The following is a 16941-nucleotide window of genomic DNA, read 5'->3' as shown; positions in this document are numbered from 1 at the left end:
CGCGCCGCAATCGGGCACGTACGCCGCCCCCGTAGCGGGAACCCAGCACCCATGACGCCGACCGCCACCTACCGCCTCCAGCTCCAGCCGGAGTTCCCCTTCGCCGCCGCCGCCACGGCCGTCCCGCGACTCGCCCGGCTCGGTATCTCGCACCTGCACCTGTCGCCGGTGCTGACCTCCGTGCCCGGCTCCACCCACGGCTACGACGTCACGGACCACACCCGCGTCCGGGCCGAGCTGGGCGGCGAGGAGGGCCTGCGCGCACTGTCCGGCACCGCCCGCGCCCACGGGCTGGGCCTGATCCTGGACCTGGTGCCCAACCACATGGCGGCACCAGCCGACCTGCGGCTGAACGCCCCGCTGTGGCAGCTGCTGCGGGACGGGCCCGGCTCGCCGTACGCGCGCTGGTTCGACATCGACTGGGCGGCGGGCGGCGAGCGGGTGCTGTGGCCGGTTCTGGCCGGACCGCTGCGCACGGAGCACGCGAACCTGCGAGTGCGGGACGGGCGGCTGCACTACGGGCAGCACGTGCTGCCGCTGCGGGAGGGAACCGACCACCTGCCGCTGCCGGAACTGCTGGACGCCCAGCACTACCGGCTCAGCTGGTGGCGGCTGGCCCGCACGGAGCTGAACTACCGCCGCTTCTTCACCATCTCCGAGCTGATCGGGCTCCGCGTGGAGGACCCCGAGGTCTTCGCCGCGACGCACGGCACGATGCTGCGGCTCCTGCGGGAGGGCGTCGCCGACGGGCTGCGGGTCGACCACCCGGACGGGCTCGCCGACCCGGACGCCTATCTGCGGCGCCTCCACGAGGCGACCGGGGGGCGATGGACGGTCGTCGAGAAGATCCTCGCCCCCGGGGAGACCCTCCCCGGGGGCTGGCCCGTCGCCGGGACCACCGGCTACGACGCGCTGCGGCAGATCGACGGCCTCTTCACCGACCCGCGCGGGCACGCCGAACTGGCCGCGCTCTACCGCGACAGCACAGCCGTACCGGCGGACCGCGGCGGCGACTGGGCCGCCACCGCACGGCGCGCGGCCCGCAAGGCCGCGGTGGCCACGCTGGCCGCCGAGACCGAGCGGCTGACCCGCGCCGCCGTCCGCGCCTGCGACGCCGCCGGGCTGCGGCTGCGCGACCACGCCCCCTGGGCCTTGCGCACGGCGCTGCGCGAGGTGCTGGTCCGGCTGCCCGTCTACCGCCCGTACGTCTCCTTCGGCGGCCCCGTCCGCGAGGGTGACGCCGCGATGCTGGAGGCGGCGGCGGAGGGCGCGCGTACCGCCTTCGACGACCCCGGGGAGGGTGAGGCGGCGGACGCCGTACGGGACCTGGCGCTCGGCCGGGTGGGTGACGGGCCCGAGGCGCGCGACTTCGCCGCCCGGTTCGCCCAGGTGTCCGGCGCGCTGCGCGCCAAGGCGCTGGAGGACACCGCCTGCTACCGCTATGTACCGCTGCTCTCCGCCTCCGAGGTCGGCGGCGACCCCGGGCGGCCGGCGGTCTCCCCGGACGGCTTCCACTCGTACTGCGCCCGCATCCAGCGGGACTGGCCGACGACCGGGACGGTGCTCTCCACCCACGACACGAAACGCAGCGCCGATGTGCGGGCCACGCTCGCACTGCTGTCCGAGTGTCCGCAGTCCTGGGCCGCGCTGGTGGACAAGGCCACCCGGCAGACCGAGCGGGTGCCGGGCGGCCGGGCGGTGCCCGACCCGCACCTCGCCTGGACGGCCTGGCAGACGGCCCTCGGACTGGAGCCGGGGCTGGAGCTGGAACTGGAGCCAGAGCCGCCGCCGCAGCCCCAGCCCCAGCCCCAGCCCCAGCCATCGTCGGCAGCTTCGGCGAACGGCACCCCCCGCTGCCCGGACCCGCCCGAGCGCCTGATGGCCACGCTGCTGAAGTCCGTACGGGAGGCCGGGCTGTGGACCAGCTGGGCCGATCCCGACGCGGCGTACGAGGCCGCCGTCGAACGCTTTGTGACGGCGGGCCCCTGCGGCCCGGCCGGTGAGACGCTCGCCCAGTGGGCACGGGAGGTGGCACCGCAGGCGGAGGCGAACATCCTCGGCATGGCCCTGCTGCACCTCACGATGCCCGGCGTCCCGGACCTCTACATGGGCACGGAGCGCCCGTACCGCGCCCTCGTCGACCCGGACAACCGGCGCCCGCCCGGCACACTCGGTCTCGGCGCCTCCGACTCCCCTCCCCCCGGCGGCAAGCCGCGGCTGACGGCGGCCGCCCTGCGGCTGCGGCGTGCGCATCCCGAATGGTTCCTGGAGGGCTCCTCGTACGCGCCGCTGCGGGCGGAGGGCGCGGCGGCCGAGCACTGCGTGGCGTTCGTACGGTCCGGCAGCGTGGTCACCGCAGTCACCCGGCTCTCGCTGCGGCTGCGCGACAGGGGCGGCTGGGACGACACGGAACTTCCGCTGCCCGAGGGGCGGTGGCGGGAACTGCTCACGGAGCGGGTTCTGGAGGGCGGCCGCTGCCGGGTGGCCGAACTGCTGGACGGCAGCCCGGTCGCGCTGCTGGTGCGCGCGTGAACGCGGCGCGCACCCGGGGGACGATCAGGGTGCCGTAAGCCGGTAGCCGACCTGCCCGAAGCGCACCTGATCCCCCGGCCACACCCGCGTCTTCCCCGTCACCCGGCGCCCGTTGACCCAGGTGCCGTTGCTCGATCCGAGATCGCGCAGCGTCCAGCCTTCGTCGGTGTGCCGCAGCTGCGCGTGCGTCCGGGAGACGGTGAAGTCGTTGAGCCGCAGCACGGAGCCGGGGGCCCGGCCGATCGAGAGCGCGTACGGACCGGGCGCGGGCAGCAGCAGCTCGGGCAGCCGCTCCGTCTGCCACGCCCTGCGCACCATCACGGGGAACGCCGAGAGCGCCCCGACCGTACGGAACACCCATCGGGTGCCGCGTCTGCGGGTGCGCAGGTCCTGGACCGCGGCCTCCAGCTCGTCGTACCGCTGGACCTGGAGTATCACTTCCATCCGACGCAGAAACGTGTCCTGCGAGATGCGGCCCTCCACGGCACTCTCCCGCAGCACCTCGAGCGCGCGCTCCCTGTCCGCGTCCGACACCCGCGGCGGATACGCTCTGAACTCGAGTGACGTCATGCGGACAATCGTAGAACCCTCACAGGCCCTGTCCAGGCTGTGCTTGTCTCAGGAGATCGACAAACTCGGCGGCGGCGCCCATCGGTTGGGCCCGGCTCACCACGGACAGCGGGCGGCACCACGGCGGGTCCATCCGCAGCAGCTGCCGGGGCGGCGCGACCAGCCCGGCGATACACGAGGGCACCGGCACGACGCCCGCACCCGCGGCGGCCATCCGCGCGGCCGTCGTCGTGTGACCGGTGACCACCACGGTGCGGGGCAGGAAACCCAGCCTGGCGCAGGCCCAGTCGAGGAACAGCTCGCCCTCGACCCTCGGTTCGTTCGCGCAGCGCACCCAGGCCCGGTCGGCGAGCTGTTCGAGGCGTACGGACTCCCGCCCGCACAGCGGATCGTCGCCGGGGACGACGAGCAGCAGCTCCTCCCGCCCCACCGGCTGCGCCACACCGCTCCAGCCGGGCGGCGGCTCGTAGGTGAACGCCACATCGGCGATGCCCCGCTCCATCCGCTCCAGCAGCTCCTCCTGCGCCACGTACTCGTGCAGCACGACCCGCACGCCGGGATGGCCCTCGCGCATGCGCGCGACGACCCCGGGGAGCGTACCGACCGCCAGCCCGTGCAGCGTCGCGACCTGGAGCTCGCCGCCGGTTGCCCCGGCCGCGGCACGCGCGGCACGCCTCGCCTGCCGGGCACTGCGCACGGCCAGTTCGGCGTCCGGGAGGAAGGCGCGGCCCATGGCCGTGAGCTGCACGCCGCGCGGCAGCCGCTCCAGCAGGGCGCCGCCCACCTCCCGCTCCAGCGCCTTGATCTGATGGGAGAGCGCGGACTGGGTGACGTTCAGCTCCTCGGCGGCGCGGGTGAAGGACGCCGCGGCGTGCACGGCCACGAGGTACTCCATCTGCCGCAGGCTCACGACTCCCCCACCCCTGCACCGAGCTCGCCATGAAGAACGTTCATGAGCCTCATGGAAACATTGCCTTGGACTCATCACCAAGACACGGCTGATGCTTGCCCCATGAACGAGAACTCCACAGATGTGATCGTCATCGGCGGCGGCACGGGCGGCTACAGCACGGCCCTGCGCGCCGCCGCCCTCGGCCTCTCCGTCACGCTGTTCGAACGCGACCTGGTCGGCGGCACCTGCCTGCACCGGGGCTGCATCCCCAGCAAGGCCATGCTGCACGCGGCCCAACTCGTCGACGGCATCGCCGAGGCACGCGAACGCTGGGGCGTGAAGGCCACCCTGGAGACCGTCGACTGGGACGCGCTGACCGCCACCCGCGACGACATCGTCACCCGCAACCACCGCGGCGTGGAAGGCCATCTCACCCGCGCGGGCGTACGGGTGGTACGCGGCACGGCCGAACTGACCGGGCCCCGTACGGTGCGGGTGACCGGCCCGGAAGCGGGCCGATGGACCGCCGCCCGGGGCGTGGTGCTGGCCACCGGCTCCCGCCCCCGCACCCTGCCGGGCCTGGAGCCGGACGGGCACCGGATCGTCACCAGCGACGACGCGCTGTTCGCCCCCGGACTGCCCGGCTCCGTGCTGGTACTGGGCGGCGGCGCGATCGGCGTCGAGTACGCCTCCTTCCACCGCTCCATGGGCGCCGAGGTCACCCTGGTGGAGGCGGCGGACCGGCTGCTCCCGCTGGAGGACGCGGACGTCGGCCGCCACCTGACGCGCGGCCTCAAGAAGCGCGGCATCGACGTCCGTACGGGCGCGCGGCTGCTGGACGCGCAGCCGTACGAGGGCGGGCTGCGGGCCACCGTACGGAACGCACGCGGCGAGGCGGCCACCCTGGACACGGAGCGGCTGCTCGTCGCCGTCGGCCGGGCGCCCGTGACCGGCGGGCTGGGGCTGGCCGCCGCCGGACTGACGACGGACGGGCAAGGCTTCGTGGCACCCGCCGACTGGTCCCGGCTGGAGACGGCCGTGGCGGGCATCCACGTGGTCGGCGATCTGCTGCCGCCGCCCTCGCTCGGCCTGGCCCACGCCTCCTTCGCGGAGGGCCTGCTGGTGGCCGAGACCCTGGCGGGCCGGCCGTCGCGGCCCGTCGACTACGCGGCCGTACCCCGGGTCACCTACTCCAGCCCGCAGACCGCCTCCGTGGGGCTGAGCGAGGCGGAGGCACGGGAGCGGGGGCACGAGGTGGCGGCCAACACGATGCCGCTGACCGCCGTCGCGAAGGGGATGGTGCACGGCAAGGGCGGCATGGTGAAGGTGATCGCGGAACGGGGTGCCCAGGGGCGCGTGCTGGGCGTCCACCTCGTCGGCCCGCATGTCTCGGAGATGATCGCGGAGAGCCAGCTGATCGTCGCCTGGGACGCCGCCCCCGCCGACGTCGCCCAGCACATCCACGCCCACCCCACGCTCTCGGAGGCGGTCGGCGAGGCGTTCCTGACCCTGGCGGGCCGCGGCCTGCACCAGTCCTGAGCCGCACCGTTCGGTCGGGGCGCGGCTGCACGCGGCGCGGCAGAAACGGGGTGGACGTCCCGCCGCACCTGCGGTTATCGTTCAGCCACGCCCTTGATCGAGGAAGGAGGCGAGAGCCGATGTACCGCAGCACCGCACCGCGCTCCCGCCCCATCTCCCGGGCGTCATCACTTCGTTGACTTTCACCTGCCGGGAGCGCACCAAACCCTTCCGGAAGGAATCTCGTGACCAGTCTGGTCATCCGCCCGCTCGTCCAGCACGAAGCGCGGCAGCTCTTCACCTCTCTCGATGACTCCCTCGACGACCCCGGCCTGGTCGGCCGCGCACTCCTCGGGCGCTCCTACGAAAGCCTCGCCGACAGCGGCGAATACCGCCCCGAGTGGACTTGGGCCGCCCTCCGCGAGGGCAAGGTCGTCGCCCGCGCCGCCTTCTGGGCGGCTCCCCGGGCCACCGAGCCGCACCTGCTGGACTGGTTCGACTTCGCCCCCGGCGAGCATGAAGCAGCCGCCCAACTCCTGCGCGAGGCGACACCGCGCCTGGAGTACGAGCTGATCCTGCCCCCCTCCTGGCGCGAGGACCCCGCCATACGAACGGCCGCCGACGCCCGCATCAGCGCAGCGGAGGCAGCAGGATTCCGGCTCCTCGTAGAACGCTTCCGCTACAGCTGGACACCCGACTGCGGACTCCCCGCCCAGCCCGGCCGCCTCGACTTCCGGCCCGAGCCGGACGACGCGGTCATCCTCGACGTCCTGCGCCGGATCGAGCAGGGCTCGCTGGACGGCCACGCCCAGCAGGCGGTGGCGGAGGGCGGCGTCGAACAGGCCGCACAGGAGGAGCTGGACCACTTCCGGTGGATGTCCTCACCGCGCGAATGGTGGCGGCTCGCCTACACGCCGGAGGGCGAAGTCGTCGGCCTGCACGTGCCCGGCCTCGTCCCCAGCGGACCGGCCGCCGCCTTCATCGGCGTCGTGCCCGAACAGCGCGGGCACGGCTACGCGTACGACCTGCTGGCCGACTGCACCCACCACCTGGCCGCCGAGGGGGCGAAGACCATCGCCGCCTCAACGGACCTGGGCAACACCCCGATGGCGGCGAACTTCACCAAGGCGGGCTACCCGGTCATCCAGCACCGCTACTGCATGACCCCGGCGGCGTCACCGGCGGGGGCACCGGCCGCCTGACGCCGGTCACCTCAGCGATCGTGTGCGTATACGGCCACCTGATGGCCGTATACGCACACGATCCCGGCTCCCCCGGACCCGGCCGCCCTACCGCCCGCGGATCTGCCGCCCGCCCTGCGTGTCCGGGTACAGGACCGCGTCAGCCACCCGCCCGCCGGAGTCCTTGGCGCCGCCCACGAAGTTCAGCACCCCCGCGGCGTTCGCCCGCGCGGCGATTCCGTCCCAGTAGCGGGGCTCCCGCTCCCACCGGATGTCGGCGAGCAGGCTGCGGAAGTCGTCCTCCGTCAGCGGTCCGCCGACCGTGGCCCAGCTGGTCGTCTGGTGCAGCGCGATCCCGAGGCCGCCGAGTACGGCAGGCGCCGAGACGGCAGACCGCGCGGCGAACTGCTCGAAGAGCCGCGTGACCGTACCGGCCACCAGCGGTACGACCTCCCGCTCCAGCTGCCCGGCGGAGACGCCCTGCGGCAGGTCTCCCTCCCGTAGGGTCCCTGAGGCCCGCTCCAGCCCGGTGCGACCGAAGATCGTGGCGATGACCAGGACCCGGAGCGCCGAGAGCGTCACGAGCTCGGGGTCGGACTTGGCGAGCTGCCGCTTGCGCGCCTGCACGAACGTGGCGAAGGGCACCACCCGGCCCTCGTGCTCGACCTCGGCCGCCTGTGCGATCCGGTGCGCCAGCTGGGTGCCGAAGTCCCGCTGGTCCATGGACATCGCCAGGTTCTTGGTGACCGAGACGCCCTCCACGTTGCGGTCGTAGAAGATCTGGCGTGCGTCCTCGACGGCCAGCCCCCAGTAGAGCTCGAAGGGCAGGCGTACCGCTGACAGGCTCTCGTAGCTGAGGCCGAACTTCTCCGGGGCGTCGTAGAGCTCGTGCAGTGCGGTGACCTGGGTCTCGCCGTCGATGGCCACCACCGGGGAGCCGGAGAGCAGCGTGATCTTGCGGATGCCGCTGCCGTCGACCAGCTCGTCGCTGACCGCACCCGGCTGCCCGTCGAGCCACAGCGTGATCGGCGGCGTGGACCAGCCGGACGCGTACTCACCCTTGATGCCGGCGGCGATGTAGGCGGCGTAGCTGCCGACGTTCTTGCCCTTCTGCGTCGACTTCAGCATGCGCTGCACGAGCGCACGGACCTCCGCGTGGCGTCGCATCGCCCCGGACGAGTACTTCATCGCCCGCTTGTCCTCCTCCACCTTCGGAGACGGGACGAGCTGAAGGAGGGTCGGCAGGCCGATCGTCCCGACCACCGCGTCGGCGCGGAAGGGCATGACGGTCAGCTGAATGCCCTCGGCCGTGGCCGTGGGCATCGAGAGGGTGAGGGACATGCGGGCACTTCCTGTCGCGTCGAGGGAGTGAAAGCACGACAAGAACAGCAGTGAGTGAAAGCACTGTCAAATCGTTTCGCGTTGGTGGTGATGTGTGTACAGTGACGGCAACGTGACGACATGCCTCCTCCAGGCATCGACAGGAAGTGCCCATGCCCCAGCGACGCTCCCCGGCGGCCCCCGCACCGGCCCCGCAGACCGGGCAGATCCAGCAGGGCCGACCGGCCCAGCAGGCGCAGCAGACCCCTGCGCGAGTGACCGCGGCCGAGATCTCCCGCCTCGCGGGAGTCACCCGCGCCACGGTCAGCAACTGGCGGCGGCGGCACCCGGACTTCCCCGCCCCCAGCGGCGGCACCGAGGCGAGCCCCGCGTACGACCTCGGATCGGTCGAGGAATGGCTCGCCGCGCGCGGCCAGTTGCCGTCCACCTCACCGGCTGACCGGTTGCGGACGCAGCTGCGCAAGGCACCCGGCGGCGCTACGACAGCCGACCGGCTGCTTCCCCTGATCCTCGCCGCCCGCCGGGCCGGACCGGATCGCCAGCGCAAGTGGGCCCGGCTCGCCGACGCCGCACTGACGCCCCGGCTCGCGGCAGCCGTGCGCGCGCACGCCGCCGACGTGCCCGACGTGCGGGGCGAAGGTGAGGACGGCTACCGGGATCTGGACCCGGCCCTGCTGCGCGCGGTGCTGGACAGCGTGCGCGAGGACGGTGAACCCGCGACCCTCGCCCTGCTCGCCGAGCGGCAGCGGGAGGACAGCGGCACGCGTGGCTCCGGCGCCACCCCGGAGGGCCTCGCCACACTCATGGCCGAACTGCTGCGACGCCCGGACGGCAGCTATCCGGCGAGCGTGCTGGACCCGGCCTGCGCGACCGGGGCGTTGCTGACGACGGCGGGGCGGCTCGGCGCGCGGACGCTGCGGGGGCAGGACTCTGTAGCGTCCCAGGCCGCGCATACGGCCGTGGCCCTCGGCGTTCTCGCTTCGTCCGCCGACACAGAGGTGCACGCCGGGGACAGCCTGCGCGCGGACGCCTTCCCTCAGTGGGCGGCGGAGGGCGTGCTGTGCAACCCGCCCTTCGCCGACCGGGAGTGGGGCCACGACGAGCTGGCCTTCGACCCGCGCTGGGAGTACGGCCTGCCGCCCAGGGGCGAATCCGAGCTGGCCTGGGCCCAGCACTGCCTGTCCCACCTGGAGCCCGGTGCCCTGGCCGTGCTCCTGATGCCCCCGGGTGTGGCGGAGCGCGCCTCGGCCCGCCGCATCCGCGCCGCGCTCGTACGGCGGGGCGCCCTCCACGCCGTACTGGCGCTGCCCTCCGGTGTGGCCCAACCCCTGCACGTGGGGCTGCACGTGTGGGTCCTCCAGCAGCCCGGCCCGGCTGGGAGCGGCGCTACGGCACAGCAGGTGCTGTTCGTCGACACGGCGGGTGGGAGTGCCGGTGCGGATGCGGGGTCCGCAAGTGCGGGCGGGGCGCGGGACCGGCGGGGCGCGGAGTGGGAGATGCTGAGTCGTACCGTGCTGGACGCCTGGCGGGACTTCGCGGCCGACCCGGAGGGCTTCGCGCCCGTGGACGGCACGGCTCGCACGGTTCACCTGGTCGACCTGCTCGACGAGACGGTCGACCTCACCCCGGCCCGCCATGTCCGTACGGCCGTCGGCATCCCCCCGGAGGAACACGCCGAGGCCGCCCGGTCCGTACGCGCCATGCTCCGCCGGTCGGTCAGCGCGCTCGCCGCACTCAGCGGCGGCCAGGACTGGCAGCCCGCGGACGCGGAGCCCTTGCAGTGGCACACCACGACGGTCGCCGACCTGGCACGCGGCGCCGCCCTCACCGTCCAGCGCGCCCACCCGGCCACCCGGCCGAGACGCGCCCGCACGGGGGAAGGGGAGGCGGCGGACGGGGAGCGTGCCGACGGGGCGGCGGCCTCGTCGGAGGTGGAGATCCGGCGCGGCGACGTCATCCTCCCCGAGCTGCTGCACGGCGGCGCGGGCCGCGCCCGCGTCGCGGAGGAGCGGGACGAGGGCCGCCCCCTCGGACAGCAGCACTACCTGCTCCGGCCCGACCCGGAACACCTCGACCCCTGGTTCCTGGCGGGCTTCCTGTCCGCCGAGGAGAACGTGCGCAGCGCCGCCACCGGAAGCACCATCGTGCGCGTCGACGCCCGCCGGCTGCGGGTGCCGCTGCTCCCGCTCGCCGAACAGCAGCGCTACGGGCGGGCGTTCCGCAGGCTGCGCGCCCTGCGCAGCGCGGCGGACCTCGCGGGACGCCTGGCCGACGAGGCGGCCCACGAACTGGGCAGCGGACTCACCAGCGGCTCACTGCTCCCGCCCGGACCGGATGAACCGGATCTGCGCTGAACGCCACGGGGCGCACCGCGTTTCCGTAAGACTTGGACACATCGGCTACCGTCCGTCCCGGTTCGGGTACGGATCAGTGGAAGGATCATCGTTGAACAGCAGTAAGCACCAGGAGCTGGTCAGCTTCATCTGGTCAGTCGCGGATCTCCTGCGCGGCGACTACAAGCAGTCGGAGTACGGCAAGGTCGTGCTCCCGTTCACGGTGCTGCGCCGCCTGGACTGCGTCCTGGAGCCGACGAAGGACGCGGTGATCGAGGAGCATCGGCGGTGGTTCGGCAAGCCGATGGACACGACACGGCTGATGGAGAAGGCGGCGAAGCAGTCCTTCTACAACACCAGCAAACTCACGCTGCGCACGGCGGTCGCCGACCCGGCCCAGGTACGGAAGAACCTCACTGCGTATGTCGGAGCCTTCTCGGAGAACGCGCGGGAGATCCTGGACAAGTACGAGTTCGACCGGCAGCTGATGCGGCTGGAGGAGGCTGGGCTGCTCTACCAGGTGGCGGGCAAGTTCGCGGAGGTCGACCTCCACCCGGACCGGGTCTCCAACCACCAGATGGGATACGTCTTCGAGGACCTCATCCGGAGGTTCAGCGAGCAGTCGAACGAGACGGCGGGCGAGCACTTCACGCCCCGCGAGGTCATCCGCCTGATGGTCAACCTCCTGCTGGCTCCGGACGAGGACGGACTGACCGTGCCTGGTGTGGTGCGCACCATCCTGGACCCGGCGTGCGGCACCGGCGGCATGCTGACGGAGGCCGAGGAGCACATCACCCAGCTCAACCCGAATGCGACGGTGCAGGTCTTCGGGCAGGAGCTGAACGCCGAGTCGTACGCCATCTGCCGCTCGGACCTGATGATCAAGGGCCAGCCGACGTCGAACATCGTCTTCGGCGACTCCTTCCGCGAGGACGGGCACGGGCGGAAATCCTTCGACTACCTGCTCGCGAACCCGCCGTTCGGCGTGGAGTGGAAGAAGGCCCGCGAGGAGATCGAGTACGAGCACAACGAACTGGGCTGGGCGGGCCGCTTCGGGGCCGGACTGCCGCGCATCAACGACGGCTCGCTGCTCTTCCTCCAGCACATGATCAAGAAGATGAAGCCGGTGGAGGACGGCGGCGGCCGGATCGCCATCGTCTTCAACGGCTCGCCGCTGTTCACGGGCGCGGCGGAGTCGGGTGAGTCGAGGATCCGGCAGTGGATTCTGGAGAACGACTTGTTGGAGGGCATCGTCGCCCTCCCGGACCAGCTCTTCTACAACACGGGGATCTCTACGTACTTCTGGATTCTGACGAACCGGAAGGTGGAGGGGCAGAAGGGCAAGGTCGTCCTGCTGGACGCGCGGGAACACTTCGCCAAGATGCGCAAGTCGCTGGGCGACAAGCGCAAGTACGTGACCGATGAGCAGATCGCGGAGATTACGCGGCTGTACCGCGACTCCCTGACGGTCGCGGAGGACGCCGAGCACCCGCTGCACGGCAAGGTGAAGGTCTTCCGCAACAGGGACTTCGGCTACCACCGCATCACGGTCGAACGCCCGCTGAAGCTCCGCTTCGAGGTGACGGAGGAGGGGTTGGCGGAGCTGGAAGCGACCATGGCGGGCAGCAAGACGCTCGCCAAATACGAGACGCGGGCACAGTTGCTGGACGCGCTGCGGACGCTGGTGGGGCAGCCCGCGTCGGTGAAGCGGGTGGAGTTCGCTGACGCGCTGCGGAGTGCCTACGCGGAGAACGGCGTCGACAAGCTCCCGGCGAACGTCGACAAGGCGGTGTGGTCGGTGGTCGCCGTGCGGGACGCGGACGGCGAGGTGCAGAAGAAGCGCGGGGGTGTGGTCGAGCCGGACGCGGAGCTGCGCGACAACGAGAACGTCCCGCTGGACGAGAACGTGGACGCGTACGTGGAGCGGGAAGTGCTCCCGCACGTGCCGGACGCGTGGGTGGACCACAGCAAGACGAAGGTGGGGTACGAGATCCCGTTCACCCGGCACTTCTACGTGTACAAGCCGCCGAGGCCGCTGAGTGAGATCGACGCGGAGCTGAAGGCCCTTGAAGGCGAGATCCAGGCACTGCTGGGCGAGGTGACGGAGTGACCTACGTACTGGGAACTCGCCTACCGGAGGGCTGGCAGGCGCGCCGTCTGAAGCACGTGACGACGAAACTACATCGCGGATCTGCACCGAACTATGCCGATAACGGAGCCGTGCGGGCGGTCAGCCAAGCGGCGAACCAGTCGGCCGGGCTCGACTGGAGCCGCACCCGCCTGCATGACCCTTCAGGCGATGGGCACAGGATTCGCGGATACCTGAATGTTGGTGATGTGCTCATCAACTCGACAGGCACCGGAACTCTGGGAAGAATCGGATATTTCTCCGGCTCACCTGATTCACTGCCCTGCATTGCCGATTCTCATGTGACCATCGCCCGGGGATCGCAAGATCGTCTCTACTCACGATTCCTCTACTACTGGCTGTCCTCGAGCCTTTTCCAGGAGTACATCGAAGCCGCTCTCACCGTGGGGGCCACCAACCAGATCGAATTGAATCGTGAAGCCCTCGCCGAGGCGTCACTGCCCTGTCCCCCGCTGGTGGAACAGCGCCGCATCGCCGACTTCCTCGACGCGGAGACCGGTCGACTCGATCGTATGATCTCGCTGCACAGACGTCAGGCCGACCTGCTGGCCGAACGGCAGGTAGCGGAACTTCGGATGCGCATGACCGGATCGAGCAAGCCAGGCGAGGCCGGAACCAGAATCCCCTGGCTAGGTACGGTCACAGAGAGGTGGCACATTTCCCATCTCAACAGAGTGGGCACATTTCATATGGGCACGACGTTCCCGCATGCCTTCCAGGGTGAGAAGTCCGGCGACTACCCGTTCGTCAAGGTCGGGGATTTCGCCTCCGCTGACATCATGGGAAACATCGACTCGGCAGACAACTGGGTGACGAATATGACACAGCGAGTTCTCGGGGGCCGGGTTGTCCCTGCGGGTTCTGTCATCTATGCGCGGGTCGGTGGGGCGCTGCTACTCAACCAACGACGCGTCATCACTCGCAAGTGCCTCGTGGACGACAACGTGCGGGGAATCGAGTTCACGGACGGTGAGCCAAGATTCTGGATGCATCTATTGTCGCTGCTGGACATGGGGCAACTCTCGAACCCCGGCCCCGTACCCTCTGTCAGCGAGTCACAGGTGGCAGGGGTGCGGGTGCCGGTTCCAGCGCTCAGCGAACAGCGCGAGATCGCTCGTATTGTCGACAAACAGCTGGGCAGCACAGCTCAGGTCCGAGAACGAATCTCCCACCAAACAGCTCTCATGCTGGAACGCCGCCAGGCGCTGGTCACATCCGCCGTCACCGGTCAGATCGATGTCACCACCGCACGGGGAGTGGACGTGTCATGAGTCCGATACACCACCACGAGCACGCCTTTGAGGACGGCGTGGTCGCCTCGCTGCTCGCCAGTGGCTGGCGGCAGGGCGAGGCCAGCCACTACAACAGCGAGCTCGCGCTCGACACCGCGCGGCTCTTCGAGTTCATCGGCGCCACCCAGGGCGACGCCTGGAACGAGCTCCTCGCCAAGTACGGCGTGACAGGCAACGACGACCCGTCGCACGTGCAGCGGGAGTTCGCCAAGCGGCTGGCCAAGGAGATCGACGACCGGGGCGCGCTCGACGTGATCCGGAACGGCGTGAAGGACCGGGGCGTCAGGATTCGCCTCGCCTACTTCCGGCCCACCCACACCCTCTCCGGTGCGGACGCGCTCACCGAGTACAACGCCAATCAGCTCACCGTCACCCGGCAGCTCCCGTACGCCGCCAAGAAGGCCGACGCGGGCAACACGCTCGACCTCACCCTCTTCCTCAACGGCATCCCCGTCGCCACCGCCGAGTTGAAGAACCCGCTCACCCAGCAGACCGTCGAGGACGCGAAGCGCCAGTACCGCAGCAGCCGCGATCCGCTGGAGCCGATCTTCGCGCGCCGGGCGCTCGTGCACTTCGCCGTGGACCCGGACCTCGTCTTCCTCACCACCAAACTCAAGGGCAAGGAGACGCACTTCCTGCCCTTCAACACCGGCTCTGAGGGCCCCGGCAACTCCGGCGGTGCCGGGAACCCCGCCTCAGCCGACGGCTACCGGAGCGCATACCTCTGGGAGCAGATCTGGCACCCGGACACCTGGATGGATCTGCTTCAGCGCTTCCTCCACGTGCACACGGCCAAAGACGACCGGGGCCGCATCACCCACACCCTGATCTTCCCGCGCTTCCACCAGTGGCACGCCGTCCGCGAGTTGACCGCCCACGCGGCGCAGCACGGCTCAGGCCAGCACTATCTGGTGATGCACTCCGCAGGCTCCGGCAAGTCGAACACCATCGCCTGGCTCGCCCACCGCCTCCAGTCCCTCTTCACCACCGCCAACGATCATGTCTTCGACAAGGTCATCGTCATCACCGACCGCTCGGTCCTGGATACGCAGCTCCAGGAGACTGTGGGCAAGTTCGAGCAGACCGAGGGCGTCGTACGGAAGATCGACGGCTCCGGTTCATCCAAATCGCAGCAGGTCGCGGACGCGCTCACCGGTGAGACGGCGAAGATCATCATCGTGACGCTCCAGACCTTCCCCTACGTGCTGGAACACCTCGCCAGCCACCGCGAGGCGCTCTCCCGCCACAAGTTCGCTGTGATCGTGGACGAGGCGCACTCGTCCCAATCCGGGGAATCCTCCACCGACCTCAAGCGGGTACTGCGCGGGCTCGGCGCCAAAGAGGACGTCGACTTCGACAACAGCGACGACGCCAAGGACGACTGGCTCACCGCCTCCGCCAAGGCCCGCGGCCGGCACGCGAACCTCTCCTACTTCGCCTTCACCGCCACGCCCAAGCCGAAGACCCTCGAACTCTTCGGCACTCCGGACAAGGCGACCGGCAACCCCCGCGCCTTCCACATCTACTCCATGCGCCAGGCCATCGACGAGGGCTTCATCCTCGACACCCTGCGCAACTACGTGACGTACAAGACCTACTGGAAGCTCGCCAACTCCGGCCCTGATGACCCCGAGGTGGACGCCGCCAAGGCGAACTCCGCCCTCGCCCGCTTCGTCTACCTGCACGAATCGACGCTCTCCCAGCACGCCGAAGTGATCGTCGAGCACTTCCGCCACCACACGCTGCGCCGCCTGGGCGGCCGGGCAAAGGCGATGGTCGTCACCCGCTCCCGCGAGAGCGCGGTGCGGTTGCACCGGTCCATCAACAAGTACGTCGCCGACCACGGTTACCCGGAACTCAACGCACTCGTCGCGTTCTCCGGGCCGCTGAAGATCGACGACGAGGAGGTCACCGAGGCCGGGATCAACGGCTTCTCCGAGCGGGAGCTGCCCAAGCGCTTCGCGAACGTCCCCAAGGACGCCAAGGGCAAGGAACGGGAGCTGCCCGAGCACCGCATCCTGGTCGTCGCGGAGAAGTACCAGACCGGCTTCGACCAGCCGCTGCTGACCACGATGTATGTGGAGAAGCCGCTCAAGGGCGTCGCGGCCGTCCAGACCCTCTCCCGCCTCAACCGCACGCACCCGCGCAAGAGCCAGGACGACATCTTCGTCCTCGACTTCGCCAACGAGGCGGAGAACATCCAGGCCGAGTTCAAGCCCTTCTACGAAGAGGCACTCACCACCCCCACCGACCCGAACCTCCTCTACACCGCCCAGCGCGCGGTCATGGAACACCGCATCCTTGTCGACTCGGAGATGGAGGCTTTCGCCGACGCGTACGCCGAGGCCCAGCGCTCTGCTGGTGGGAACCAGGCGCAGGGCGAGAAGTTGCACGCGGCCCTCTACCGCCACACCGACCCGGCCCGCGACCGCTTCGCCGCGCTCCTGGACAGCGACGACGAGGACGAGGCGGCGCGTGCGGAGGAGTTCCGTTCCGCGCTGCGCGATTTCGTGCGCAAGTACGGTTTCCTCGCGCAGATCGTGCCGTACGCGGACCCAGAGCTGGAGCGGCTGTACCTGTTCGGCAAGCACCTCCAGAACCGCCTGCCGCGCCGCCAGGACGGCAGCATGGACATCGAGGTCGACCTCACCCACCTGCACACCCGCAAGACCGGCGAGACGGACGTCAGTCTGTCCCCCGAGGGCGAGCAGGTCCTGCCGGGCTTCGCCGACGGCGCTGGCGGGGCGGGCAAGGAGGCCGACGAGAAGCTGCTCTCCGAAATCCTCGCCCAGCTCAACGACAAGTTCGGCGAGGGCCTTACAGACGAGCACCGCCTCTTGGCCGAACAGCACATGGAGGCGGCCCGCGCGGACACCGCAGTCCAGCAGGCCGCGCTGGCCAACACGGAGGAGGCGTTCGGGCACGTCTTCGACAAGCGGTACGAGAACGAGGTCGTCGACCACGCCTCCACGAGCAGCAGCTTCGTGGAGAAGTTCTACGGCCACGACGACCTCCGCAGCGCGATTACGCGCGAAGCGCGGCGGGCGGCTTATCGCTTGATCCGTCGCGACCACGGTGTCGCTGACGCGGCGTGACGCGTGCGCCGGGGGGTAGTGGGGCGGGCCGCGGCCCG

The 16941-nt window shown here is 70.7% G+C and carries 10 protein-coding genes; 7 read left to right on the top strand and 3 right to left on the bottom strand.

Translation table 11 applies throughout. From position 1 onward, the window contains the following. Positions 1-51: 51 nt before the first annotated feature. Positions 52-2532, top strand: a complete 2481-nt coding sequence (treY, locus tag LHJ74_RS13400; protein ID WP_260218197.1) for a malto-oligosyltrehalose synthase — start codon at positions 52-54, stop codon at positions 2530-2532. 24 nt (positions 2533-2556) lie between these two features. On the opposite strand, the gene LHJ74_RS13395 is transcribed toward treY, so the two are convergent. Both LHJ74_RS13395 and LHJ74_RS13390 read right to left on the bottom strand, forming a co-directional pair. Next, positions 2557-3102, bottom strand: coding sequence for an FHA domain-containing protein (locus tag LHJ74_RS13395; RefSeq protein WP_260218196.1), 546 nt, complete (start codon positions 3100-3102; stop codon positions 2557-2559). 19 nt (positions 3103-3121) lie between these two features. Continuing rightward, positions 3122-3997, bottom strand: coding sequence for a LysR family transcriptional regulator (locus LHJ74_RS13390; protein WP_260218195.1), 876 nt, complete (start codon positions 3995-3997; stop codon positions 3122-3124). Between the two features lie 117 nt (positions 3998-4114). On the opposite strand from LHJ74_RS13390, the gene lpdA reads away from it, so the two are divergent. Further along, entirely contained in the window at positions 4115-5533 is a 1419-nt protein-coding gene (lpdA, locus tag LHJ74_RS13385) for a dihydrolipoyl dehydrogenase (RefSeq protein WP_260218194.1), read from the top strand. Between the two features lie 224 nt (positions 5534-5757). Continuing rightward, on the top strand, positions 5758-6714 hold the full coding sequence (locus LHJ74_RS13380; RefSeq protein WP_260218193.1) for a GNAT family N-acetyltransferase: 957 nt from the start codon (positions 5758-5760) through the stop codon (positions 6712-6714). Between the two features lie 87 nt (positions 6715-6801). Here the strand turns inward: LHJ74_RS13380 and LHJ74_RS13375 are convergent, their stop codons facing one another. Continuing rightward, positions 6802-8034: a DNA sulfur modification protein DndB gene (locus LHJ74_RS13375; protein WP_260218192.1), complete on the bottom strand. Its 1233-nt coding sequence runs from the start codon at positions 8032-8034 to the stop codon at positions 6802-6804. Between the two features lie 152 nt (positions 8035-8186). Between LHJ74_RS13375 and LHJ74_RS13370 the strand changes: the two genes are divergently transcribed. From LHJ74_RS13370 to LHJ74_RS13355, 4 genes are all read left to right on the top strand, one after another. Beyond that, the gene (locus tag LHJ74_RS13370; RefSeq protein WP_260218191.1) at positions 8187-10388 is read left to right on the top strand and encodes an N-6 DNA methylase; all 2202 of its coding nucleotides are present in this window, start codon (positions 8187-8189) and stop codon (positions 10386-10388) included. A gap of 91 nt (positions 10389-10479) precedes the next feature. Then, the gene (locus LHJ74_RS13365) at positions 10480-12477 is read left to right on the top strand and encodes a type I restriction-modification system subunit M (protein ID WP_260218190.1); all 1998 of its coding nucleotides are present in this window, start codon (positions 10480-10482) and stop codon (positions 12475-12477) included. Next, on the top strand, positions 12474-13787 hold the full coding sequence (locus LHJ74_RS13360) for a restriction endonuclease subunit S (RefSeq protein WP_260218189.1): 1314 nt from the start codon (positions 12474-12476) through the stop codon (positions 13785-13787). The genes LHJ74_RS13365 and LHJ74_RS13360 overlap by 4 nt, the downstream gene beginning before the upstream one ends. Beyond that, positions 13784-16903, top strand: a complete 3120-nt coding sequence (locus LHJ74_RS13355) for a type I restriction endonuclease subunit R (RefSeq protein ID WP_260218188.1) — start codon at positions 13784-13786, stop codon at positions 16901-16903. Before LHJ74_RS13360 ends, LHJ74_RS13355 begins: the two co-directional genes overlap by 4 nt. Positions 16904-16941 lie beyond the last annotated feature (38 nt).

The organism is Streptomyces gossypii, from assembly GCF_025165795.1.
Classification (GTDB): domain Bacteria; phylum Actinomycetota; class Actinomycetes; order Streptomycetales; family Streptomycetaceae; genus Streptomyces; species Streptomyces gossypii.
This window is presented reverse-complemented; position numbering and strand designations above follow the sequence as displayed.